This window comes from Bacillus sp. IS1 (assembly GCF_032461585.1).
GTDB lineage: Bacteria > Bacillota > Bacilli > Bacillales > Bacillaceae > Bacillus > Bacillus velezensis.
The window spans coordinates 100,310-122,793 of the sequence record NZ_JAWCWR010000002.1; the positions used below are offsets into that span (position 1 = coordinate 100,310).

18 protein-coding genes are annotated in these 22,484 nt (G+C 38.2%); 15 read left to right on the forward strand and 3 right to left on the reverse strand.

Going from position 1 to position 22,484, the window contains the following annotated elements:
• Positions 1 to 18 precede the first annotated feature (18 nt).
• From RUW00_RS08640 to RUW00_RS08650, 3 genes are read left to right on the forward strand one after another with little or no spacing between them, the layout of a single operon-like run.
• Entirely contained in the window at positions 19 to 1,134 is a 1,116-nt protein-coding gene (locus RUW00_RS08640; protein ID WP_315956583.1) for a response regulator aspartate phosphatase, read from the forward strand.
• Positions 1,121 to 1,255, forward strand: a complete 135-nt coding sequence (locus tag RUW00_RS08645; protein WP_007407881.1) for a hypothetical protein — start codon at positions 1,121 to 1,123, stop codon at positions 1,253 to 1,255. Before RUW00_RS08640 ends, RUW00_RS08645 begins: the two co-directional genes overlap by 14 nt.
• Before the next feature lie 47 nt (positions 1,256 to 1,302).
• Positions 1,303 to 1,776, forward strand: a complete 474-nt coding sequence (locus RUW00_RS08650) for a GNAT family N-acetyltransferase (RefSeq protein ID WP_022554029.1) — start codon at positions 1,303 to 1,305, stop codon at positions 1,774 to 1,776.
• Positions 1,777 to 1,805: 29 nt separating this feature from the next.
• Here the strand turns inward: RUW00_RS08650 and RUW00_RS08655 are convergent, their stop codons facing one another.
• Positions 1,806 to 2,786: an aldo/keto reductase gene (locus RUW00_RS08655; protein WP_315956584.1), complete on the reverse strand. Its 981-nt coding sequence runs from the start codon at positions 2,784 to 2,786 to the stop codon at positions 1,806 to 1,808.
• A gap of 183 nt (positions 2,787 to 2,969) precedes the next feature.
• On the opposite strand from RUW00_RS08655, the gene RUW00_RS08660 reads away from it, so the two are divergent.
• From RUW00_RS08660 to RUW00_RS08695, 8 genes are all read left to right on the forward strand, one after another.
• Complete coding sequence (locus RUW00_RS08660) at positions 2,970 to 3,719, forward strand: YiiX/YebB-like N1pC/P60 family cysteine hydrolase (RefSeq protein ID WP_029973009.1); 750 nt, start codon at positions 2,970 to 2,972, stop codon at positions 3,717 to 3,719.
• A gap of 10 nt (positions 3,720 to 3,729) precedes the next feature.
• On the forward strand, positions 3,730 to 4,893 hold the full coding sequence (locus tag RUW00_RS08665; protein ID WP_315956585.1) for a hypothetical protein: 1,164 nt from the start codon (positions 3,730 to 3,732) through the stop codon (positions 4,891 to 4,893).
• Positions 4,894 to 5,182: 289 nt separating this feature from the next.
• On the forward strand, positions 5,183 to 5,311 hold the full coding sequence (locus RUW00_RS08670; protein ID WP_315956586.1) for a hypothetical protein: 129 nt from the start codon (positions 5,183 to 5,185) through the stop codon (positions 5,309 to 5,311).
• 153 nt (positions 5,312 to 5,464) lie between these two features.
• Positions 5,465 to 5,635: a CxxH/CxxC protein gene (locus RUW00_RS08675; protein ID WP_230014689.1), complete on the forward strand. Its 171-nt coding sequence runs from the start codon at positions 5,465 to 5,467 to the stop codon at positions 5,633 to 5,635.
• Positions 5,636 to 5,715: 80 nt separating this feature from the next.
• Positions 5,716 to 6,195: a 23S rRNA (pseudouridine(1915)-N(3))-methyltransferase RlmH gene (rlmH, locus tag RUW00_RS08680; RefSeq protein WP_013354196.1), complete on the forward strand. Its 480-nt coding sequence runs from the start codon at positions 5,716 to 5,718 to the stop codon at positions 6,193 to 6,195.
• A gap of 119 nt (positions 6,196 to 6,314) precedes the next feature.
• The gene (locus RUW00_RS08685) at positions 6,315 to 7,664 is read left to right on the forward strand and encodes an SIR2 family protein (RefSeq protein WP_032875458.1); all 1,350 of its coding nucleotides are present in this window, start codon (positions 6,315 to 6,317) and stop codon (positions 7,662 to 7,664) included.
• Between the two features lie 27 nt (positions 7,665 to 7,691).
• On the forward strand, positions 7,692 to 9,068 hold the full coding sequence (locus RUW00_RS08690; RefSeq protein WP_045555133.1) for an SIR2 family NAD-dependent protein deacylase: 1,377 nt from the start codon (positions 7,692 to 7,694) through the stop codon (positions 9,066 to 9,068).
• A 342-nt stretch (positions 9,069 to 9,410) separates the two neighbouring features.
• Entirely contained in the window at positions 9,411 to 12,503 is a 3,093-nt protein-coding gene (locus RUW00_RS08695; protein ID WP_176464745.1) for an AAA domain-containing protein, read from the forward strand.
• Between the two features lie 465 nt (positions 12,504 to 12,968).
• On the opposite strand, the gene RUW00_RS08700 is transcribed toward RUW00_RS08695, so the two are convergent.
• Complete coding sequence (locus tag RUW00_RS08700; RefSeq protein WP_004393168.1) at positions 12,969 to 13,130, reverse strand: hypothetical protein; 162 nt, start codon at positions 13,128 to 13,130, stop codon at positions 12,969 to 12,971.
• 57 nt (positions 13,131 to 13,187) lie between these two features.
• Positions 13,188 to 13,742 (reverse strand): Pathogenicity island protein, encoded by a 555-nt coding sequence (locus tag RUW00_RS08705; protein WP_095271273.1) that lies wholly within the window; start codon positions 13,740 to 13,742, stop codon positions 13,188 to 13,190.
• A 342-nt stretch (positions 13,743 to 14,084) separates the two neighbouring features.
• Here RUW00_RS08705 and RUW00_RS08710 point away from each other — a divergent pair, with 342 nt between their 5' ends.
• The 4 genes from RUW00_RS08710 (at position 14,085) to RUW00_RS08725 (ending at position 22,479) form a co-directional block, all read left to right on the forward strand.
• A complete protein-coding gene (locus RUW00_RS08710; RefSeq protein ID WP_095271269.1) occupies positions 14,085 to 18,764 on the forward strand; it encodes a type ISP restriction/modification enzyme in 4,680 nt (1,559 codons plus the stop codon).
• Between the two features lie 995 nt (positions 18,765 to 19,759).
• Positions 19,760 to 20,776 carry an FUSC family protein gene (locus RUW00_RS08715; RefSeq protein ID WP_280145422.1) on the forward strand — a complete coding sequence of 339 codons (1,017 nt, stop codon included), beginning with the start codon at positions 19,760 to 19,762 and terminating at the stop codon, positions 20,774 to 20,776.
• A 69-nt stretch (positions 20,777 to 20,845) separates the two neighbouring features.
• Positions 20,846 to 21,862, forward strand: a complete 1,017-nt coding sequence (locus tag RUW00_RS08720) for an XdhC family protein (RefSeq protein ID WP_268540397.1) — start codon at positions 20,846 to 20,848, stop codon at positions 21,860 to 21,862.
• Complete coding sequence (locus RUW00_RS08725) at positions 21,859 to 22,479, forward strand: NTP transferase domain-containing protein (RefSeq protein WP_280144772.1); 621 nt, start codon at positions 21,859 to 21,861, stop codon at positions 22,477 to 22,479. Before RUW00_RS08720 ends, RUW00_RS08725 begins: the two co-directional genes overlap by 4 nt.
• Positions 22,480 to 22,484: the final 5 nt, after the last annotated feature.

The following is a 22,484-nucleotide window of genomic DNA, read 5'->3' on the forward strand; positions in this document are numbered from 1 at the left end:
AGGGAGGTGTCCTGACAGATGGCTGAGGTGATGGCCCACGAAACAGTTGCGAAAAAAATCAGTGACTGGTATGAGGAAATCAAAAAGCACAACACCGAATCGGCTGAGGCGTTAAGAGAACAACTGCTTACGGATCTGCAAAATATGACACAAAATCAAACGGTGCTCCTTTATTTTAATTTAATTGATTCCCGCTATAAGCTTTTGATGGAAGAGTATGAGAAAACAGACGGCATTTTAAAAACGATCCAGCTGAACGCCGATAAAGAAAAAACAGACCAGATGATTCAATACTATTATTATTTCTTTTCCGGAATGCACGAGTTTTACCGTAAACGGTTTATGAACGCAATAAATTTTTACCGGATTGCTGAAAGCAGGCTCCGGCACATACCGAATGAGATTGAAAGAGCCGAGTTTAATTATCAAGTGGCGATTGCCTACTATGAAATCCGCCAAAACTACTTTGCAATGAACCACGCGGAAAAAGCGTTGGAGATCTACAAAGCCAATGAAATGTACGCGGTCAGAGAAGCACAGTGTTTAATGGTGATCGGCTGTAACAGAATGGACTTGTTTCACTACCAGAAAGCCGAAGAGCTCCTGCAGACGGCGGTTCATCAAGCCGCCAAAGCGGGCGATCCGCATATTGAGGCGCTCGCCCACTTTAACGCAGGCATTTGCTATGAAAGACAGGAAAAGCTTGAGGAGGCGCGGGTCGAGTTTGAAACGGCTATCGATCAAAAGGAGCATTTGCAATCAGCATATTCGGTGCGGAGTCTGTACATGCTGGCCAGAGTGTTATTGAAACAGGAACAGATGGATGAGGGCCGGTTTTGGCTGCATAAAGCGCTGAATGCCGCTGAAGAAAAAAACGAGCCCGTATACACCCAAAAGCTGCGCATCTTACAGCATGTCTTTATTGACCAGAGTGAAGAATCGCTTGAATCAGCTTTCGCCGAGTTAAGAAGGAAAGAGCTGTGGAGTGACGTTTCCGATTTGTCGTATCAAGCCGCGGCGCATTTTAAAAAACAGGAGAATTACAAACTGGCGGCGAAGTATTTTCAGGAATCAATTGATGCCAATGACCAAATTTTGAGATTGACGGAGGGGATTCGTAATGAAAACATGTAAATTCATTGTACTCTCAGCAGCCTTGGCAAGTCTCATTTCGATTGGATTATTTGCGCAAACTGGTTCAACGGCACAAGCCGAACAAATCATAAAACCGGCGGAAAACGGAGCCTTCGGATAATACTGCATGATACCGCTTTCAGTCCGTGTTTTGTAAGGAGTGATTCAATGGCTATCACGCTGCAGCCGATGACAGGACAAGAATTTCAGTCCTATCTCGCCCATTCAACCAAGCATTACGCTGAAGAAAAGGTAAAAGCGGGAACGTGGCTGCCTGACGAAGCGCCGGAGTTAGCGGAGCTGGCATTTGAAGACCTGCTTCCTGACGGCTTGGAGACGGCCGATCACTATTTATGGACGCTGACATTGGACGGAAAGGAAAATGCCGGCTGGCTGTGGCTGCACGCCGATCCGGACCACCCGCAGCAGGACGCATTTATTTATGATTTCGGCCTTCACCCGCCTTTCCGCGGCAAAGGCTATGCAAAAGAGGCGCTTGCAAGGCTGGAGGACAAAGCCAAAGACCTGGGTGTCCGCAAGATTTCTCTCCATGTGTTCGCTCATAACGAAACGGCTCGGAAGCTGTATGAGAAGACGGGATTTCTGGAGACGGATGTCATCATGAGCAAAAAGCTGTCATGAAAAGAGGCCCGCACGATGGGCCTCTTTTGTTATTCATCTAACAATGTCATCATGTGTTCCGGATAACGCTCGCCGGCCGCCGTGCCGATCGGAAACATCTCATCCAACTGCGCCTTCACATCCTCGGGAAGCACAATGTCGAGAGCGGCGAGGTTCTCTTCCAAGTAGTGTTTCTTTTTTGTACCCGGAATCGGAATGAGGTCATCGCCGTTTGCGAGAACCCATGCGAGCGCAAGCTGAGGAGCAGTGATATTCATTTCCCGGGCAATGGCGGTAAGTTTTTGGACGAGCCCTATATTCACCGCCAAATTGTCTCCCTGGAATCTCGGCGTTCTTCTTCTGTAATCATCGGCATCCAGCTGATCGGCCGACGTCATCTTTCCGGAAAGAAAACCTCTGCCGAGCGGACTGTAAGGCACAAATGAGATGCCGAGCTCACGGCAGGCGGGCAGCACATGCTCCTCCGCTTCCCTGCTCCATAAAGAATATTCCGATTGAAGCGCGGCAATCGGATGAATACGGACGGCGCGCCTGATCGTTTCTGCGGAAGCCTCTGACAATCCGATGTACCTCACCTTTCCTTCGTCTATCAGCTCTTTCATGGCGCCGACAGTTTCTTCAATCGGCACCCGCGGATCAACCCGGTGCAGATAATAAAGGTCGATATAATCTGTCCCGAGACGTTTCAGACTGGCGTCACACGCTTTTTTCACATAATCGGGCCGTCCGTTGATTTCGATAAACTCACCCTTTTCGCTACGGACATAACCGAATTTCGTCGCGAGGCACAGCTCCTTTCTGAATGGGGCGAGCGCTCTGCCGACAAGTTCTTCATTCGCACCCAATCCATATTGATCAGCCGTATCAAACAAATTCACGCCGAGATGAACGGCATGATGCAGTGTGGATATCGACTCTTCCTCACTCTGGCTGCCATAGTATTCCGACATGCCCATGCACCCTAACCCCATTGCGGAAACCCGCATCGAACCGATCGTTCTGTCCTTCATATGCCCTCCCCCTTTCTTGTATGATAACCGGATTTCCTTATATTTGAAAATGTTTTATGCATAATATTTACATATTGTTATAAAATTTTTAAAAATCTGTAAATTGTATATTTTTTTATCGCAATTCCGTCATATAATACAAATGTGGAAAAATTATACTCAAAGAAAAGAGGCGAAGTCATGATGTGTAAAAAGCTGTTCAAAGCCGTCCTCCCGTTTGCCCTGTCATTCACCATGGTTCTGTCGTTCTCCGGTATGAATGTAAAAGCGAAAGAAACAGAAACAGCCCGCTACGCAAAAGAAATCGCAGAGCTTCAGCAGGGCACGACTCCCCAAGACGTTCTCCAATCCGCCAAAGAGCTTGCCAAACAGAAGCACGTTTCAACAGAAGCAATTCTCAAGCAGTTTCATCAAGAAATCACGGCAGACAAGGTGCAAGGAAATGTAATCGCTTCCAAAGAAGGGATCTCTGCGATGGGCGGATCGTCAGGAACCAAAAAACTTCCGAAAAGCACAAAAGGCAATATTTATTACACGAACTCATACACGGCTTATTACAACCACGGGCATGTCGGCATGTATTCATCCGCTGATAAAATTGTCGAATCCGTGCCGGGAGACGGCGTCCGCCAGATTGCTTATAACGGCAGAGAAGTCGAAGACAATTCAATCGTTCAGACCGTGAAAGTCACTGATGCCCAAAAACAAGCCGCCGCTGACTGGGCTGTATCAAGAGTCGGTGATGAGTACTCCTTCAACTTCGTCAATAACAGAAATACGGGCCATGAAGGCGCCAAAAACTGCTCAAAACTGCTGTGGTCGGCATTCCTCTTAAAAGCCGGGATTGATATCGACTCTAACGGCGGCTTAGGCGTATACCCGCGCGACATCACAAGTTCGTCCTACACGGCCACGATTCTGACCATTCACTAAGGAGTACAACGTGAAAAAAATCATCTGGATACCCTTAGTGATCATCGCCGCCGCAGCGGTCTTATGCTTCTTCTATTTCCGCACGGAAGATCCTGCGGAGGTTGCGAGAGACACATTAAATGACCCTGATTTTCTGAAAGATAAAGAGGCGCTGCTGTATTTCTCCACTGCGGCTGACCAAGACACGTTCGGCGGCGGAAAAAGCTACGCCCTCTTCGCCGATGAAAAAGGGCGGCTCTCTTCTTATCACATGAAGGGGCTTGAGCTCGGATCGGCCAAAGTGCATGACGGCAGCGTGCTGCTGGAAGACAAAAAAGGAATCTACACCGTTCAGGGCGGTCTTCACACGTATAAAAGAGCGTACCAGCATACGGGAGACAGCGCGGGATATATCGAGCGGGCGAAAGGCTTTTACACGCTGTATAATTCGGGCTACGACAAGAGCGGCGGCAGCTATCGCTCAGAGCTGTACCGCCAGATTGACGGCAGTTGGAAGCAAGACGTCATCCCGCACTATATCCGCGCTTCAGGCTTTTTTAAAGATCATCTTTTCGCACTCACGCCGACAGATGACGAAAAAGGCTATCACGTCCAAGACATTCAGGCCGATAAAGAAAAGCTCCATACAAAATCAATCGCGACATGGACGTACAAAGAAGGCACGTCTGTCGAATCCCAGCTCGCAGCGGACGACAGCGCCGTCTGCTTTGTCACCAGAGGGGAAAAAGCAGATCACATCTATCAAATGGTGAAAGTCATGAAAAACAGCGGCGCCATCAAAACGTATGACATCGCCGCTTATAAAAATGACGAACAGACGATCTATGACTCCATGCCGTTCAGCTTCAAAAAAAGCTTTTTCATGGAGCGGCGCAGCTTCTATTTCGTTGACGGCTTCGGAACCGTCTACCGCATCAACCCTAAGACCGGAAAAAGCAAAAAAGCCTTCGCCCTCCCCGCATCCCGAATGAAAGCCGACTTCAAAGACCTGACGCATCAAAACGGAAAGCTGTATCTGTTCACATACAGCTACAAAAAGCCCGCCAAAATCGAATCTTTCGACCTGAAAACGGGCAAAAAACTGAACGACCGAACCATCCCAAACTTAAAAAACATCGTCACGCCGAAAAGCCATCTCAAGCTGTACGATGTTCAGGTGATGGGCGGGTTTTGAAGAGTATGAACATTTCGGAAGAGCTTGCCGCTTTTGGTAAGCTTTTTATAATGAAACGTTACTGCGGGAAAGAAGGTGTTCATTTGAAATCATTCAGTATCTTCTTATTGTTGTCCGTCATTTGTATAACCATTGTTTTTGTCATAATGAATATGTTGATTGGATACCCTGATGTGAGTAACGGGGCATTGATTATGATTGTATATATCGTTGTGACCCTCATGATAAGGCTATATAGCAAGAAAAAAGCCGACCGAACATAGAGATAGAGGAATTTAGGAGGGAGCCGATGAAGAAAAAGCTTGCCGCGTTTTTAAATGACGGAAAGCTGGACTGGATAGATGTATGCTCTACACTGCTGGCGTGTCTATTAAGAATTCTGTTCGTACTTCGCTTAGAAAAAAGAGAAAACACGTAAAGAGCCGGATGCTGAAAACACCGGCTCTTTTTGCGCGTGATTTGCCGAATTGTGGATAAAACTCAGCCCGAAGCACTACTAACATGTGTATAAATAGGTTATATTGAAAAGAGAACAATTGCCGCGTGCAAAAGAAAATCGGAGGATGTAACAATGAAAACCGCTTATTATTCTTGTGAAGAACATATCGAAACCGTGCTGGACATGTACATAGATGATCATGAGCTTCCGCCCGAAATCAGAAAAATCGAACATACTAACAGTTTATCCACAGTCTGTGAATTATGTGGGGACACTGCAACATATCTAGTAGGGAACGAATGATCCTACACAAAATACAGAAAAGATATCCACAATTGTGGACAATATATATGAATAACTTGTTTCTAAAGTGGGGATGACCTGTGAATATCAATATTGTGACCATCGGAAAATTAAAAGAAAAATACCTCAAGCAAGGCATTGAAGAATACAAAAAACGACTCTCAGCCTACGCAAAAATCGACATCATCGAACTCCCGGACGAAAAAGCTCCGGAAAACCTGAGCGACCAAGACATGAAAATCGTCAAAGACAAAGAAGGCGAACGCATCCTGGCCAAAATCAGCCCGGACACCCACGTCATCGCCCTCGCCATCGAAGGAAAAATGAAAACATCCGAAGAACTGGCCGATACAATAGATAAGCTGGCGACTTATGGAAAAAGCAAAATCACCTTCGTCATCGGCGGCTCACTAGGACTAAGTGACGCCGTCATGAAACGGGCAGACGACAAACTGTCATTCTCAAAAATGACATTTCCTCATCAGCTCATGCGGCTGATTTTAGTGGAGCAGATTTATCGGGCGTTTCGGATTAACCGTGGGGAGCCTTATCATAAGTGAGTGGGATTTTTAAAAGATTCCTTTTTTATTATAGGTATTAATGGAAAGTGGAGTTATGATAAAAAACATACATACCCATAAATGTAATGAAATAATATGAGGGGAGTTGAAGTATATCAATGGCACAATCTTTAGAAAGTAAAAACTGTGAGTGTGAAGTTTGTAAAAATAATCATGAATTTATTCTTCCCAGAGATATTATTGAAGCAGTTCAAAATCGAAATCTAGTAATTTTTGCAGGAGCAGGAGTAAGTACTGAATCCAGAAGTGTGTATAACTATACACTATATGAGGAAATAAAAGATTTATTAAATTTAGACAAAGGTGCAAATTTGTCATTTTCTGAATTAATGAGTCAATTTTGTAAGCAACCAAATGGACGTGCAAAGCTCCTAAGAAAAATTAAAGATAGACTTGATTATGTAGGTTCTTTCCCAGAACTAGAAAGAAGAGCTTCGAAATTCCATAATGAGCTTTCAACAATACATCAAATTACAGAAATAATTACTACGAATTGGGACGACTTGTTTGAAAGAAAATGTGGAGCTGTACCTATTGTTACAGTTCAAGATTTTGCATTTTGGAATAATCCAGGAAGAAAGGTTTTGAAAATCCATGGTTCAATAAATAACTATGGGACAGTTATAGCGACTAAGGAAGATTATGATAAATGCTATCAATCTTTAAATAGTGGAATTATTGGAAGCTCGTTAAAGACTATGCTTGCTACAAAATGTGTTGTTTTTATAGGTTATTCATTTGGAGACGAGGATTTTAATAAGATCCATTACTCTTTAATAGAAGAAATGAAGGATTTTCTTCCACATGCATATATAGTTACCTTAGATAAAAAAGCTGAAGAAAAATTTAGCAATATAAATATTACACCTGTTATAACAGATGCAACATTTTTCATAAAGGTATTAAAAGAACATTTAATACATTTGAATTTAATAGTACCTGATGAAAACTTTGAAGATATATATGATGTTTTAGAGTTGGTCCAAGAGGAACATACTAGAATTTCATCTTCATTTAACATAAAAGAAAATCCTCAAGTAATTTTAACCTTATGTTATCAAGATGGTCTTATTCACTCGTTTGAAAGAATTTTAGCAATGAGGAAGACAGGTGATTATTCAAACCCTCAACAAGTAAGGATAATAATAAATAACTATGAAAATATAAAACAACAAAAATATAATAAAGGTGTTTATCATGATGTGGCTTATATTGATGGTTATATCACTGGATTAATATACTTCTTGTATAACGAAGAATTGGATTGCCTACCTTGTTATTATGTGTTTGGTCATGAGGAGGATATTTTTGATTTTGAAGAGTTTCTAGAAATTATAGTAAATTCAGAAATTATACATCCTGAATCTTATAAATATGCTTTGAATATTGCCAATAAAATTGATAATAAAAACGGAGATACTGTATTTCATCACACACCCTTTTTATAAAAAATTTTTATATGGAGGCTTTTTAAAGTGAGTGAAGTTATACCAAGAGAGATAGTTTTTGAGAAACTATTTAATGCATTTAACTATGGAAATTTAGGGATGTTCATTGGAGCGGGGTTTTCTAAGGCTGCTATTGGTGATGATTTTCCACCAGCTTTAGGTTGGTTTGAATTAATTAAAGAAGCAAGTGGAGAATTTGAGATAGAATTTCCGAACGATGAAGAATTAATTGGTGTTTCATTACCTGAGTTAGCAACTTTGATTTGTAAAAGGTTAGCTATTAAGCGAAGTATCGATTATGTTGAAGCTAAACGTATATTTAAAAAAGAAATTTGTAATTTATCTAACTGGCTTCCGAGTGAAGAAAGGACCTTAGAGTTTAGAGAAATCTTTGATATCTTAAGCCCTTCATGGATAGTTACCACAAACTACGATTTAGTTCTTGAAACTATTCTTACGGGGAAGAGTAAGAGTCTTAGTCCGATGAATTATTTATCTGCTCCTAAAAGTATTGTTCCCATTTATCATCTACATGGAACTAGATTAGATTCTGAATCAATTATTATTACTCAGGAAGATTATATACCGCTTTTTAGACCCAATGAATATAGGCAGGCTAAATTAGCAATGACGATAAGAGAATCTACTACCTTAATTCTGGGTTATGGGTTAGGGGATGTAAATGTTTTGTCAGCAGTTGATTGGTCTAAAAATATTTACACAGAAGAAAACGAATACCCTTATGAAATCATACAAGCTCTTTGGACATCCTCACCAAAAGAGGAAGCCTACAGAGATGAAAATGGAAATGTAATCATTGAAATAAGTGACTTAGAAAAGTTTTTAAATGAGTTGATTGTCTTTATTGTTGCAAAACAAGAAGATTATGATAATAAATTAGCTCAATTAAATAAGCTGATAGGTAAGTTAAAAGGAGGGAATGAAGAGTTCGTACAATCCTTTATAGACAATAGGGAGGTCAGATTAAAATTAATTGATGTTTTATCAAGATTTGAACACCATATGATTTCTCCATATATACAGTTCCTCACAGTTTGTATAAGTAAGGTTTGGGAAAAAACTTCTGAAAATGGAGCATTTAAAATGTATGATAAATATTTAACTATAATTTTAGACATTGTAGTTAATTATGATTACAGAAAAATGTCACCAAGGCTATTTCAGCTAACTGCACAATCGTTAGATAGGGTTCTAAACTATGTAAGTTCAAGTATATCTAGGATGTTATACGGACATAGTTGGTCGGCCACAGAATCATGGCACATCAGAAAGAAAGATGTTCCTCAAGAAATGATACATCAATTGTATCATTATTCTAAGCAACATATTCTTACTAACCTAAATCGACAATTAAAGGAACTTGTTGCAGAAGATGATAGATAACCTCATTTAGATACATCACGGAAAACTTTAACAGAAGTGAGCGAAGTTTTATAAGACAAATATCCTTTTGATTACAAACTAATCTAAAAGGATATTTGTTTAGGTAGAAATTATAATGTCTACTATGTTAAAGAAAGTGATGAAAATTATCAAAAAATGTAAAATTAATGATATAAAGTTAATGAAATAGATCAGCCTCATTAAATCCAAACATTATCATTTGTTGAAAAGCTTCTAGTAAATCTAATTTTGTCCATGAAAAACTCTGCATTTTTAAAATGAAATACACAAATGCAACATATAATTCAAGTTTTCTATATATGGATGATGACGGGGGATAGTATGAACGGAAGGAAAGACATTTTAAATGCTTGGATTACGATAGAGCAACTATCAGAAGGTTCTATTAATAAAAAAGATAAAGCTCTAAAGCCTTTACATACAGTGGAGGAGGACTGGAATAAGTTTTTTTTAGACTTTTTAACTAAACAAAAAGAACAGCAAAATGTATCAGATAAGTTCTTTAAGAAGTCGGGCTTAGTATTATATTTTGATATATTCAATTTTCAAGAGATTGTTGACATATTGAGGGAGAAATATAAGATCGCCAAGACCTGCGAAGAAGTTAGTAACTCTGACAAATTCACCTTCTCTTTATATTTTGATAACCAATTAAATTTCATAGCAGACAAATTGTTCTATACGATGAGCGGTTATATCCGCCGACATGGCGATTTACCGAAAGATATTTTAAAAGTTGAAAACTCATTTAGAGAAGACTTGAACAGAAAATTTGATGAGGATTTTAATACCGCATTTTCTGAACTCTTACAAAATTATAATGTTACTACAGAAAATTTCCGCTATGCATTTGTGAAAAACTTGGATAATGGAGATGTGAATCTACATTCGTTTTTTATTGGAGATCTGAACAAGGCAAAGACAATCACTAATAAAAATTTGGATAGATATTTTAATGGCTTTTCTGGATACAGAAAAAATTTAGATGGTAAAAAAGAATCAACTCATTTTAATTCACATGTTTTCGAGATGATTTTGCAACCTAAATTTTATCCGTTGGGACGTTTCCCCAGTAATCCTAAGTTTGCGCTTTCATTCATGCAACAGGTTGCGGTAAATCTTGCTTTAAATGATGAAAATGATATTCGTAGTGTCAATGGACCGCCAGGAACAGGGAAAACAACACTGTTAAAAGATATTTTCGCTGATTTAGTAGTGCAACAGGCAGCGGAAATTTTACAGCTGTCTGATAAAAATATTCAAGGTAGTCTAGTTTATTGGCAGAGTGCCAAACTTGGTGTTTTACCGGATTCCATTTCAGATAAGAATATTATTGTAGCAAGTTCAAACAATGGGGCAGTCCAAAATATTGTTAAGGAGTTACCAAAGAAAGAAAAGATTGCTGACGATTTTCAAAAGCAACTAGAGGAAGCAAATTATTTTAAAGATGTTTCTAATTCTAAATTAACTGGTGAAGGTTTCGGAAAGAATCGCAAGATAAAAAGTGAGCTTTTAAATGAGGATAATTGGGGTACATTTTCGTTGGAAGGCGGAGCGTCAACAAACATTAACAAGTTACTATTAACCATTGAAGTAATTGAAAAAGATTTAGAAGAAAATTATCAAGCGAATACAGATGTAAGTGTATATCAAGAATTCGCGTGTCTCTATGATGAATTAAAAACTGAAAGAGAAAAAATTCAGGAATATAGCAAGAAAATGTATTCTCTTCAAAAATTTAAAACCAAGCATAAGGAGCAAACCATTGCTTTTGAACAAGAAGTAACAGAGAAACGAGCAAATTTGATTTCACAGGAGGAAGAAGCGCAGCGTGAACTTGAAAGGCTGAGACAAGAAAGCGTAAATCTCCAAAAAAAGTTATCGGATTGTTCCATTGAAATCAAAAATTTGAATGATTTACAAGCTCAAGCTGAACGGAATTATGATGTAGTTACTTCACAAAAGCCAAGTTTTTTATGGTTCCAGAAAATATTTAATAAATCAAAAGTTGAGCAGTATTTCAAAAATCTCAATAATACGAATGCTCATTTAAATCATCTTTCTCAACAAAAGACTATATTGTTGAATGAGCGCATGAAATTCGAAAATGAACTAAAGGTAAATTCCGTTAAAATTGAATATACTCGGCAACAAATTCAGGACACAAAAGCTGATTTCGAACAATGGATGACTACTCAACAAAATGATTTGAAGAAATTGGAACAAGAAATTGCGTTATTAGAAAAACTCAAATTTCAAAGTGGAATAGAAGAACTAGATTTCTCACTATCATATGATGAACTTCAAAAGTCTAATCCATGGTTTACCAAGCGCTTTCGTATTTTACAATCAGAATTATTCATTTCAGCCTTAAAGGTTAGAAAGCAATTCCTGTATGAAAACAGAAAGAATTTAAGAGCGGCAAGAATTATTTGGAATAAACAGTCCGAATACATTGGAAAAGAGAATGGACATCAGTTAATTTCAGAATCATGGCAATGGTTGAATTTTGCTATCCCTGTTGTCAGTACTACTTTTGCTAGTTTTGGTAGAATGTTTAAAAACCTTAATGAAAATTCAATAAGTAACCTATTCATAGATGAGGCAGGCCAAGCACTACCGCAGGCAAGTGTTGGCGCAATTTTTAGAAGTAAAAAGGTTATGGTGGTTGGGGATCCATCACAAATAAAACCAGTGTTGACGTTAGATTCAAATGTCCTGACATTGATTGGAAGGTATTATAAAGTTGATGAAAAGTTTGTCTCTGCTGATGCTTCTACTCAAACGATTGTGGATGCTGCAAGTCAGTATGGTTTCCAAAAAAATGAGGATGAATGGATTGGCATACCACTTTGGGTGCACAGACGTTCAAACTATCCTATGTTTACGATTTCAAATGAAATCTCGTATGATGGGTTGATGGTACAAGGTAAATCAGAAGGTGAGTCACAGGGAAAATCACAATGGTATGATTCAACCGGAAAAGCAAATGACAAATTTGTTAAAGAACAAGCTGACTTACTGAAAAGTCTGATTAATAAGCGTTTGCAGGAAAATCCAGACTTAGCTGAAGAAATCTATGTTATATCTCCATTTAGAAATGTGGCTTATAAACTTGCACAAGTTTTAGATGAAATTAACTTTACGAAACGCGAAAATGGGAAAAAAACAAACATCGGAACTGTCCATACTTTTCAAGGAAAAGAAGCAAAAATTGTCTATTTTGTTCTTGGAGCGGACACTAATAGCAGTGGGGCAGCAAGATGGGCTGTTTCTGATCCAAATATGATGAATGTTGCAGCTACACGAGCTAAAGAAGAATTTTATGTTATTGGCGATAAGAAATTGTATGCCTCACTTGGGAGTGAAGTGGCAAATAAAACGATTTCGATTATTGAAGACTATAACAGGTAATCAGCGTTAGTATTCTAGTGGAATGTAACTGGCCTAAAGTCCTTAAAATACCCTTTTTATAGTGATATAGAAAAGTTCGGAGAAAAGTATTCTAGTCATCTACCAAATTAAAATGAAATGGACAATATCATTTTTAATACTAACCAAGAGTAAACTCTAATGTTGAACCAATTTAAAACATAAATAATACGTCAGTGTTTGTCTAATTAAGCACTGACGTATTATTTAACTTCATAAAGGTAAACATACATTTTTAATTAATCGTGAATCCGATCATTACTGTATTACTGTTTAAGATTAAATAGATTATTTTTCTCGCTAAAATTAAACTTCCAATCAAACATAATGTTCAAAACCTAAGCTTCCTCCACCTGCTCTCAAGGTACAATAGAGAATAATAGCCTGGTTTCTGCTTATAGGATTCATTAAGATATAATTTTATTTCCCACATCTGATGAAAGCAACCTATTGTTGCTTCTCTTTCACCATCTTTATAAAGAGAAAGAAGACAATGAATACAATAAAATAATTCAATGGATTCTTAACGATACTTATCTCCAGCGAAATCTGTAAGAGTATCCAGAGAATGAAGATGGCTAGTATTGAAGGAATGATGATTTTGTACATGTCGACCACCTTCCATAGTTAGTAAAAGAAAGGGGCGCGGGCCCCTTTTTTTCATGATTAAAAGCAAGATGCGGCAGCTCCCGTCATTGCACCGCCAACAGCGCCGGTAATTGCTCCGACGGCACCCGCTCCTACTGTTCCGATACCGGGTATTGTGACTGTTCCTACAGCAGCTCCTGCAAGACCCAGTGTGCCGCCGCCAGTTACCGCACCACCGCCAGTACCTAAAATACATTTCCCGACTGATTGGGTGCTGATTGAACCGCTCGTTTTTCCAGCGTCTTTGTTTACGACTTTGACTAAAACGCCATTTTTGATTTTTTCATATTTCAGTGTAACGGGGTCACCATTTTTGTCAGTAGAGCTTTTCGGAAGAGCCTGCTCCTCGCCCGTTATGTTGTCTTTTAGGGTTGCATTGCCTTTAGCGTCAATATGAACATCTGCATGGTTGAATGTCATCTTCAGTTCACTGTCGTTGAGGTTTTCAACTTTGTATGTAGCTTGGGATGCTGCGGCAGCCGCAGTATGGGGTAAAACCGGGAGGGCAAAGGCACCTACTAGAAATACCAAGGCTGCCAGTTTCACTGCGGTTAGCTTCATTCTGTTATGCATAATTGATCCTCCTCCTTTGGTTGCCATACTAACAAAGGCATTCTGCTTCTTAAACCCTTAACATATAAAATGATAAAAAATTCACCCAATTTCATCACATTAACCAACACGGTTTGTATGTTTCCCTTCGAAAGGCATAGGGGAGTATAGTTAATATCATTCGGGGTTTATGTTCCAAATTCATTAATTTAAACTAGTTATGGAACTTTGTATTATTGTATGAATTATCAACGGTTTTAGTTTTCAGTACCTTTAAAAATATATGCTAGTTACATTAATTCACTGAAAAGACTTGTATTTTTTAAGTATAATAGAATCATTAAGTTTTAAAGGAGCGGTATTATGAGTTTTGATAAATTAGTACAGCAAATAAATGCTAACTCGGAGAACCAAAGAATACGTGGAACATATTTTGAATATTTAGTTCGAGCATATCTTACGAACGAGCCTACATTTAGGAATGAGTTTGCGAATGTTTGGATGCTTAATGATGTTCCCGAACGGTTGAATATACCAAAGTTAGATTTGGGAGTGGATCTTGTAGCAGAAAAATATACAGGTGAAGTTGTTGCCGTGCAAGCCAAGTTCTATGAGAAAGCCATTCAGAAAACTAATATTGACTCTTTTTTGGGAGAGTTAGGAAAAAGTTATTATGATTCAGGAATAATTGTATCCTCAACTGATAATTGGGGGAAAAACGCAGAAAAAGCTCTAGACAATCGCGATGATGTTATTCGTATTGGATTATCCGATTTGAGAAACTCAAGGATTGATTGGGATCAATTCTACTTTGATAAACCCGATGAAGTAAAGACCAAAGAGAAAAAGAAACTAAGAAAGTATCAATGTGATGTCAGAGAAAAAGCCCTCGCTCATTATCAGAATAATGAGCGAGGACAATTAATTATGGCACCTGGGACGGGGAAAACATTCACTAGTTTAAAAGTTGCTGAAGCTATGGCGAAAAAAGAAGGTAAAGAACAATTTGTGGTATTATATCTTGTTCCAAGTATCCAACTGTTAACTCAAACTTTGAGAGGATGGAATAGCGATACAGAAATGACTATGTCATCAATGGCAGTTACTAGTGATAGGAATGCAAGTAAAGAGAGTGTTAATCATGATGGATCAAATATTCCTATAAGACCAAGTGATATTGGCTTTCCAGCAACAACTTCCTACGAAAAATTACTTTACAACTACCAAGAGCTAAAATCGAAAACTAAATCAGATTTGCTGGTTGTTTTTGGAACTTATCAATCTATTGATGTGGTTGGACAGGCTCAGAAAAATGGTTTTCCTGAATTTGATTTGATTATCGCTGATGAAGCCCATAGAACAACTGGAGCAAAAGGACTCGGTGAAGAAGACAGTAGCTTTGTTAAAGTACACAGTGATAGTCATGTTAAAGGGGTTAAACGCCTTTACCAGACTGCTACGCCAAAATTATATGGTATGGAAGCCAAGAAAAAAGCTGAAGAAAATTCTATCATTATCTCTAGTATGGATGATGAATCTAGGTACGGATCCGTCTTTTATCGATTGGGGTTTGGAGATGCTATATCGCAAGATATATTGACGGATTATAAATTAATGGTACTTGCTGTGGACGAGTCTGTAATTCAGAAGGATATGCAAAAATCACTTTCAAATCCAGAGAACGGTTTGGGACTAGATGATATCGGTCGAATTATAGGTATTTGGAATGGTATGGTGAAAAGGGAGAGCTTTTCAAACGCAGTCAGCGGAGATCCAATGCAACGAGCCATAGCGTTCTCTAGAACTATAAAGGATAGTCAACGCATAGCCAATGAGTTTGAGAATATAGTTAATGACTATCTAGAATCGGAAGAGGGTTTTAAAGCGGAAGTTCGGCACGTAGATGGAAGCATGAATGCACTGCAAAAAAATGAGGCGCTCGATTGGTTAGCAAGTGAGGATATACCTGATAATTCAGCGCGTATACTTTCAAATGTAAGATTTTTGACAGAAGGTATTGATGTCCCTAATTTGGACGCGATTATTTTCTTATCTCCTCGCAAATCACAAGTTGACATTGTACAGGCAGTTGGTCGAATCATCAGAAAGTCTCCTGATAAAGATTATGGGTACATCATACTTCCGATTGTTATACCAGCTGGAGAAACGCCAGAAGCAATTCTCGACAACAATAAAACTTATGATGTGATCTGGCAGGTATTAAATGCTTTGAGATCTGTTGATGAGCGGTTTGAGGCGACAATCAATAAGTTAGAATTGAATAAAGAAAAGCCTGATAAAATCAGTTTGATAGGTGTTGGTGGCGCACCAGACGATCCAACCTTCAAAAATGCTGACTCTTATTCTAATGACAAAGCTTATTATCAGACAGAATTAGAATTAGATTGGGAAGCTGTTGAAGGTGCTATTTATGGAAAGATAGTTAAAAAGGTTGGTGACCGTCGCTATTTGGAAGATTGGTCAGAAGATGTCGCCAAAATAGCACGAAGACATATTGATTATATAAAAATTATTCTAGAAAAAAGTAAACTTGCAAATAGCTCATTTGAAAAGTTTATTTCAAGCCTTCGTCACAACATTAATGATTCAATAACTAACGATCAAGCAATTGAAATGTTGGCACAACACTTAATTACATTACCAATATTTGAGGCATTATTTGAGAAGTATAGTTTCGTTCGCAATAATCCTGTTAGTTTAGCTATGGAGGAAATTGTATATGAACTTTCTAAATATGGATTTGAAAAAGAACAAAAGGAATTACAACCTTTTTATGATTCCGTAAAGAAAAGGGCAGAAGGCATAGATAATGCAGAGGCAAAACAAAAAATTATTATCACCCTATATGATAAGTTTTTTCGCACAGGTTTTAGATCTACTACAGATAGATTAGGGATAGTGTTTACGCCTATTGAAGTTGTAGATTTTATTGTGAAGTCCATTGATAACATTTTGGAAAAACACTTTGCGAAATCTATAGCCAGTAATGATGTACACATTTTAGACCCATTTACTGGTACGGGAACCTTTTTAGTTCGTATTTTGTCATTACTAAAGCAACAACTAGATAATGGAGATATTTCTTTAACCGATTTTACAAGAAAGTATAGCCAAGAACTTCACGCAAATGAAATAGTACTTTTAAGTTATTACATTGCTGCTATCAATATTGAAACTACCTATAATGAAATAAGTAGTAGCAGTGAATACTCTCCATTTACTGGTATAGTTTTGACAGATACATTTGGCTCGACAGAAAAGGAAGCTACCATGGATGATGAATTTTTTGGAAATAATGATCAGCGACTGAAACACCAAATGGGTCTTCCGATAAACGTCATTTTAGGAAATCCTCCATACTCAGGCGGTCAAAGTAATGAAAATGAGAACAATCAAAATGTAAAATACCTTAAATTAGATTCACTTATTACTGAAGAATATGCTGCATATACCAATTCAAAAAGTTTGAAAAGTTTATATGATCCATATATCAGAGCGTATATGTGGGCAAGTAAGAGAATCTCTTCTAGAGGAGTGATTGCATTTGTTTCACCTAATACAATTATTGATGGAAAGAATACTGACGGAATAAGAAAAAAATGGTATGAAGAATTTAACGCCATTTATTGTTTTAATTTGAGGGGAGATCAATATACGCAGGGTGAACAATCAAAAAAAGAAGGGGGGAAAATTTTTGGTTCAGGAAGTAGAACGCCTATCGCTATTTTTATTTTGGTAAAGGATGGTACGGATAACCATGAAATTTTTTATCATGATATTGGTGATTATTTATCAAGGAAAGAGAAGCTATCAATAATATCTGATTTTGCATCTGTAAAAGGTTTAAGTGATACTTGGACTAAAATTATTCCTGATGCAAATAACGATTGGATTAATCAAAAAAGTGAAGAATTCGATAGGTATGAACCTATTTTTGAAGGAAAAGATGGAGTTTTCCTAAATAAAGCACTGGGAGTAAATACTTCTAGAGACCAATGGGTATATTCTTTTAATCGTGAGACATTGATTGAAAATGTGAAAAAAATGATTACAAATTATAATTCGGAAGTTTCGAGATTGAAGAAAGTAGTAAATCCCAAAAATGAAATTAATCAAGATGAATCGTTTGTTAAGTGGAGTAGGGGATTAAAAAATAAGCTTGAGAAAAAAGAAAAGATAAAGTTTGACGAAAAAAATATTACGTTGAGTATGTATAGACCGTTTGTGAAGAAATGGCTCTATTATGACAAAGATATGAATGAAAATCCTGGGAAATATAAAGATTTAAATATGGATGGAGAGTTGATTTTGTATCTAACAGGAGTTGGAGCAAAACGAGATTTTTCAGCATTTGTTACAAATGTAGTTCCAAATCTTGACTTAATGGAAAAAGGTCAAGGTTTTCCTTTAAAATACACTTTAAATGATCTGGACCAACTGTTTGAGATGGATTCAAATATTAACGGAAAAATTGTTGAAAAATTTGATTTTAAAAATGATATTGAGGTATTTTTTTATGTTTATGCAATCTTAAATCATAAAGAATTCAAAGAACGTTTTAAAAATGACTTGAAAAAGTCCTTGCCTAAAATACCCATTTTGGAAGAAAAAGAGAAGTTTATTAGATTTGGTGAAAAATTGGTTGATTTACATCTGAATTATGAAGAAGCTCCTTTGTTTGAAGCTAATATTCAAGGGGGAAACTCTAGTAATAAAAAAGTAGGTAGGATTAGAATAAAGAATAATGATATTATAGTTAATCAAGATCTTACAATAAAAGATGTACCTAAAGAGGCTTTTGAGTATATAGTGAATGGAAAATCTCCAGTTGCTTGGATTGCTGATCAATACCAAGAAAAACAATTTCCTAAAAGTTTAATAAAACAAAAACCAAATGATTATAAAGGTGAGAAATACGTATTTGAATTGATACTAAAACTGATTTCAGTATCTATTGAAACAGTAAAAATCATTGATTCAATGCCTTCTTTAAAGATAGAAAAATCATGTGTGTCTGAGTAGTGGGATAATATTCTGAATCAAATACAATTTGGTATTCAACCAGCATTCATCTTGGTTCAAAATGGTTCAATTTCTTTCTATAAAATCCCATATCAAACTATTTTAGTTTGTAAAAAATCTTCAATCATCGGTGAAAAAATCTTATTGATTAGCATACTTGGTTTTTTCCTAAAGGTATATCTCTTTGATACCTTCAAGGGTCTCGTGGTAAATTTTATAAAGAGAGATTCGTGGCGAATGCAAGTTTCATTTTCAGGCATTTGTTAGCTGTAATTCGACTTTCGGGAAACTAGCTAAAAATACGAACTCAACTTAATACTGTTAACCTCGTTTAAAAACATCACGTAGAACCGGACTATAAGTAAATGAGGGTTTCTTCATTGCTTAAAGTTAATACTGATAAAAAAAGCTCATCAGAGGTTGCTTTGATGAGGCTTCTTTTATCAGTAACCACACTTAACTTGAATTTTTAAAGAGGGGCATTAGTTTAATTTAAGTAGTAATTTAGTAAGGAGTTTAATTGCCATACCTATAAAAATGACTCCAGTAACTTTGTTTAAGATTAGTGCAATTTTGGTATTTCTTCTTAAACCTTTGTAATATAAGAAGAATCTTGTTAGAAAAAAATACTTCAAAATGAATTCATAATTTTAATGCACCTCTCTATGATTTTAAGATGCCCTTGTTAACCTAGCGTAACTCAATATGACGATAATAGATTTTTTGTATATCCAACTTTACCCATGTGGGAAACCCAAGGCTATATAGTTCTTTTCTTGCCAAACCTGCCGCCCCATGTTTCTTAAAGCCCTTTTACTGCATAAAGTCCTCAATAATGCATCGTTTCCCAATGTTTCCCCAACCCCAAAAAGAAGCTGTCATTCAAGAATCCCCCTTTGAACAACAGCTTCTTCCGCATTTTCCATATATCAGTATAAATCCCTTTGCGTCACGGAAACCTAGTGTAAAAGGTTTCTGAAAGGAGGGGGCGTATGATGAAGAAAAGTAAAAAAAGTCAAAACAAAACATCTTTGGTTTGGAAGATGGCGATTGCCTCTGCGGTTTCTTGGGAAGCGGCAAAACTGGCGGGCTCTGATCATCCCTATTTAGCGCCTCTATCTGTTATCTTATGTTTGCAGCCAACGATAGATCAGTCGATTCGCTTTTCTTTTCATCGTATTGCTGGAACTGCGATTGGGATCATGCTAACGTCCTATCTTGTCAGTCACTTGCCAATGAATGGCTGGATGCTGGGGCTGTTCCTATTAGGCGGTACTTACATTGCGAAGTGGTTACGAATAGATGTAACGGTTTTACATCAGGTAGCGCTCACCATTTTGTTGGTCTTTACGTTTGAACGGAACTCTAAAGATTATGCATTCGACCGAATCATCGATACGGTGATCGGCGTCATCATCGCCATTCTGGTTCACATGTTCCTTTTTCCGCCGGACTACACAAAAAAGGCAGCGGACTCTTTTCAAACATTGGCTCGTCAGCTTTCCGGCACACTTTCAGACCTTTCCAAATGGGTGCAATCAGAGTGGGGACAAGGAAAAGGGAACCTTATGGAATATAAAATGAACCATCTTCTGCAGGAGCTGCATACGGCAAAAGAGATGCTGCAAACAGCCTCTGACAGCTTAAAATTCAACCCCGTCAGAAAAAAACATAAAAACATCATTTCAAGCTATCAAATAGAGATGCAAAAGTTGAGCGCCGGATTTGAGTATCTATCAAATATAGTGAAAACGTTAAAAGAATGGGAAAAAGAAGGAGCTTTATCTTCAAGTGACAAAAGGGAGCTGGGGAATGATTTACAAGTGTTAAGTGAATACTTTGCGGGTTTTAAAGGCATACAGCATGGTGAAACAGACAATTGGAAACAGAAGGAACAGGTCATGTTATTGGAATCTCTCCGTTCCGACATGCTGTCGCACCTGCCGCCCGGTCATAAGGTCTATAAAGACTCTTTTTTTTTAGAAACGAAGAAATTGCTGAAGCGTTTGTAATGTTTTCCGGAAATAAAGAATACGGATATAAAGATGCAGATATGATCAGGTAAAAGCGGGGGACATGGGATGGATGATATACACCGGATTTTGGATGTCATCGCCAATACTAAGAAAGCTAAGGTACTGGCTACCATCATTAAAACAGAGGGGTCCGCTTATAAGAAAGAAGGGGCTTCCATGCTGATTTTAGGGGATAAAACAAGAGTCGGAATGTTATCCGCCGGTTGTCTGGAAGAAGATCTCGTTGAACGATCAGAACAGGTCTGGGCTGCAGGAGAGCCGTTGATTGTCCGCTTTGATATGAGCGCGGAGGACGATTTGTCCTGGGGACAGGGCATTGGCTGTAATGGTGTTTTGACGGTTTTACTTGAGCCTGTAAAAGGGGAATTGGAACGAAATCTGATGACAGTCAAGACATGCTTAGATGAAAAAAAGTCTGTGACCCGAATGAAACGATTCACTAAAACGTTAGAGCCGAAGGAAGATCTGTATATAGCTGAAGACGGCAGCGTGTTTGGAACCGGGGATGTTATGGAACAAAGCCGTATTCAAAAACTGAGACAGATAGAAAAGGGAATCAAAAGGGATGAACATACATCTGATTTATTTTTTATCCATCAGATGGTGCCAAAACCTTGTTTATATGTCTTCGGAGCAGGGGAAGATGCGAGGCCGTTAGTTTCGTTGGCAGCCGGTACGGGTTTTCATGTGACGGTGATTGACTGGCGTCCCGCTTTATGTCATCACGGGCATTTTCCTGAAGCCGGCCGTTTGATTACGGGAGCACCGGAAGAAGTCATGGAAGGGCTGAGCATGACAAAAAGGGATTTTGTTGTCATTATGACGCACAGCTTTCAAAAAGATCAGATCATTTTACATACATTAAAAAACGAGAATGTGTTTTATAAAGGCGTATTAGGCCCCAGAAGGCGCACGGAGCGGCTATTAGGCGGGGCTGAGATTCCGGCAGATATTCATTCCCCTGTCGGACTTCCCATCGGGGCACAAGGCCCTGAGGAGATTGCTGTAAGTATTGTCGGCGAGATGATTAAAAAAATGCGAAAGCAAAGGTCTCGCTTATGAAAACAGCAGCCATTTACCTGGCAGCCGGTACAAGCAGACGCATGGGAACGGATAAGCGAAGTTTATTTCTCAATGGCGTCTCCCTCGGAAGTATGGCTCTTAAAAATGCCTTGTTATCTGAAGTAGATCATATTTTTGTTATTACGAGAAAGGGAGATTCACTGCATTGGCTTTCGGATTTTTTCTTTTTAGATCCCATATCAAATAAGTGGAGTCAGGCAGAATGTGAGCAAGCGGGTAAAGGCCAAGGCCATTCTATACAATGCGGTTTACAAAAAGCGGCAGAGTATGAGGCTGACGCCGTTATCATTCTCCTTGCAGATCAGCCGTTTGTCACCGCAGATATTATCAATACGTTAATTGATTCCTATCAAAAGGAGCGCCGTTATTCATTTATCGCCGCTGAAAATCATCATCTTCCTATGCCCCCCATTTTATTCTCCAATCAATGTTTTCCGGTATTGCATCAGTTAAAGGGAGACCAGGGCGCCCGGCATGTGATCCGTGAAAGTATGATCAAGACGGGAAAAATGATCAGCTTTCAAGACCCTTTGCTTTTTTATGACGTCGATACAGCTGAAGATTATACGCTGCTGCTGAATAAATTCGGGGAGTGAATGAG

Bases quoted from the DNA above. Each gene is read 5' to 3' on its own strand.
- RUW00_RS08670 (WP_315956586.1), top strand. From the start codon at position 5,183: ATGAAGAAAAAGCTTGCCGCGTTTTTAAATGACGGAAAGCTGGACTGG.
- RUW00_RS08645 (WP_007407881.1), top strand. From the start codon at position 1,121: ATGAAAACATGTAAATTCATTGTACTCTCAGCAGCCTTGGCAAGTCTC.
- RUW00_RS08675 (WP_230014689.1), top strand. From the start codon at position 5,465: ATGAAAACCGCTTATTATTCTTGTGAAGAACATATCGAAACCGTGCTG.
- RUW00_RS08655 (WP_315956584.1), bottom strand. From the start codon at position 2,786: ATGAAGGACAGAACGATCGGTTCGATGCGGGTTTCCGCAATGGGGTTA.
- RUW00_RS08685 (WP_032875458.1), top strand. From the start codon at position 6,315: ATGGCACAATCTTTAGAAAGTAAAAACTGTGAGTGTGAAGTTTGTAAA.
- RUW00_RS08660 (WP_029973009.1), top strand. From the start codon at position 2,970: ATGTGTAAAAAGCTGTTCAAAGCCGTCCTCCCGTTTGCCCTGTCATTC.
- RUW00_RS08695 (WP_176464745.1), top strand. From the start codon at position 9,411: ATGAACGGAAGGAAAGACATTTTAAATGCTTGGATTACGATAGAGCAA.
- RUW00_RS08650 (WP_022554029.1), top strand. From the start codon at position 1,303: ATGGCTATCACGCTGCAGCCGATGACAGGACAAGAATTTCAGTCCTAT.
- RUW00_RS08700 (WP_004393168.1), bottom strand. From the start codon at position 13,130: ATGTACAAAATCATCATTCCTTCAATACTAGCCATCTTCATTCTCTGG.
- RUW00_RS08725 (WP_280144772.1), top strand. From the start codon at position 21,859: ATGAAAACAGCAGCCATTTACCTGGCAGCCGGTACAAGCAGACGCATG.
- RUW00_RS08715 (WP_280145422.1), top strand. From the start codon at position 19,760: ATGAAGAAAAGTAAAAAAAGTCAAAACAAAACATCTTTGGTTTGGAAG.
- RUW00_RS08710 (WP_095271269.1), top strand. From the start codon at position 14,085: ATGAGTTTTGATAAATTAGTACAGCAAATAAATGCTAACTCGGAGAAC.
- RUW00_RS08720 (WP_268540397.1), top strand. From the start codon at position 20,846: ATGGATGATATACACCGGATTTTGGATGTCATCGCCAATACTAAGAAA.
- RUW00_RS08705 (WP_095271273.1), bottom strand. From the start codon at position 13,742: ATGCATAACAGAATGAAGCTAACCGCAGTGAAACTGGCAGCCTTGGTA.
- RUW00_RS08640 (WP_315956583.1), top strand. From the start codon at position 19: ATGGCTGAGGTGATGGCCCACGAAACAGTTGCGAAAAAAATCAGTGAC.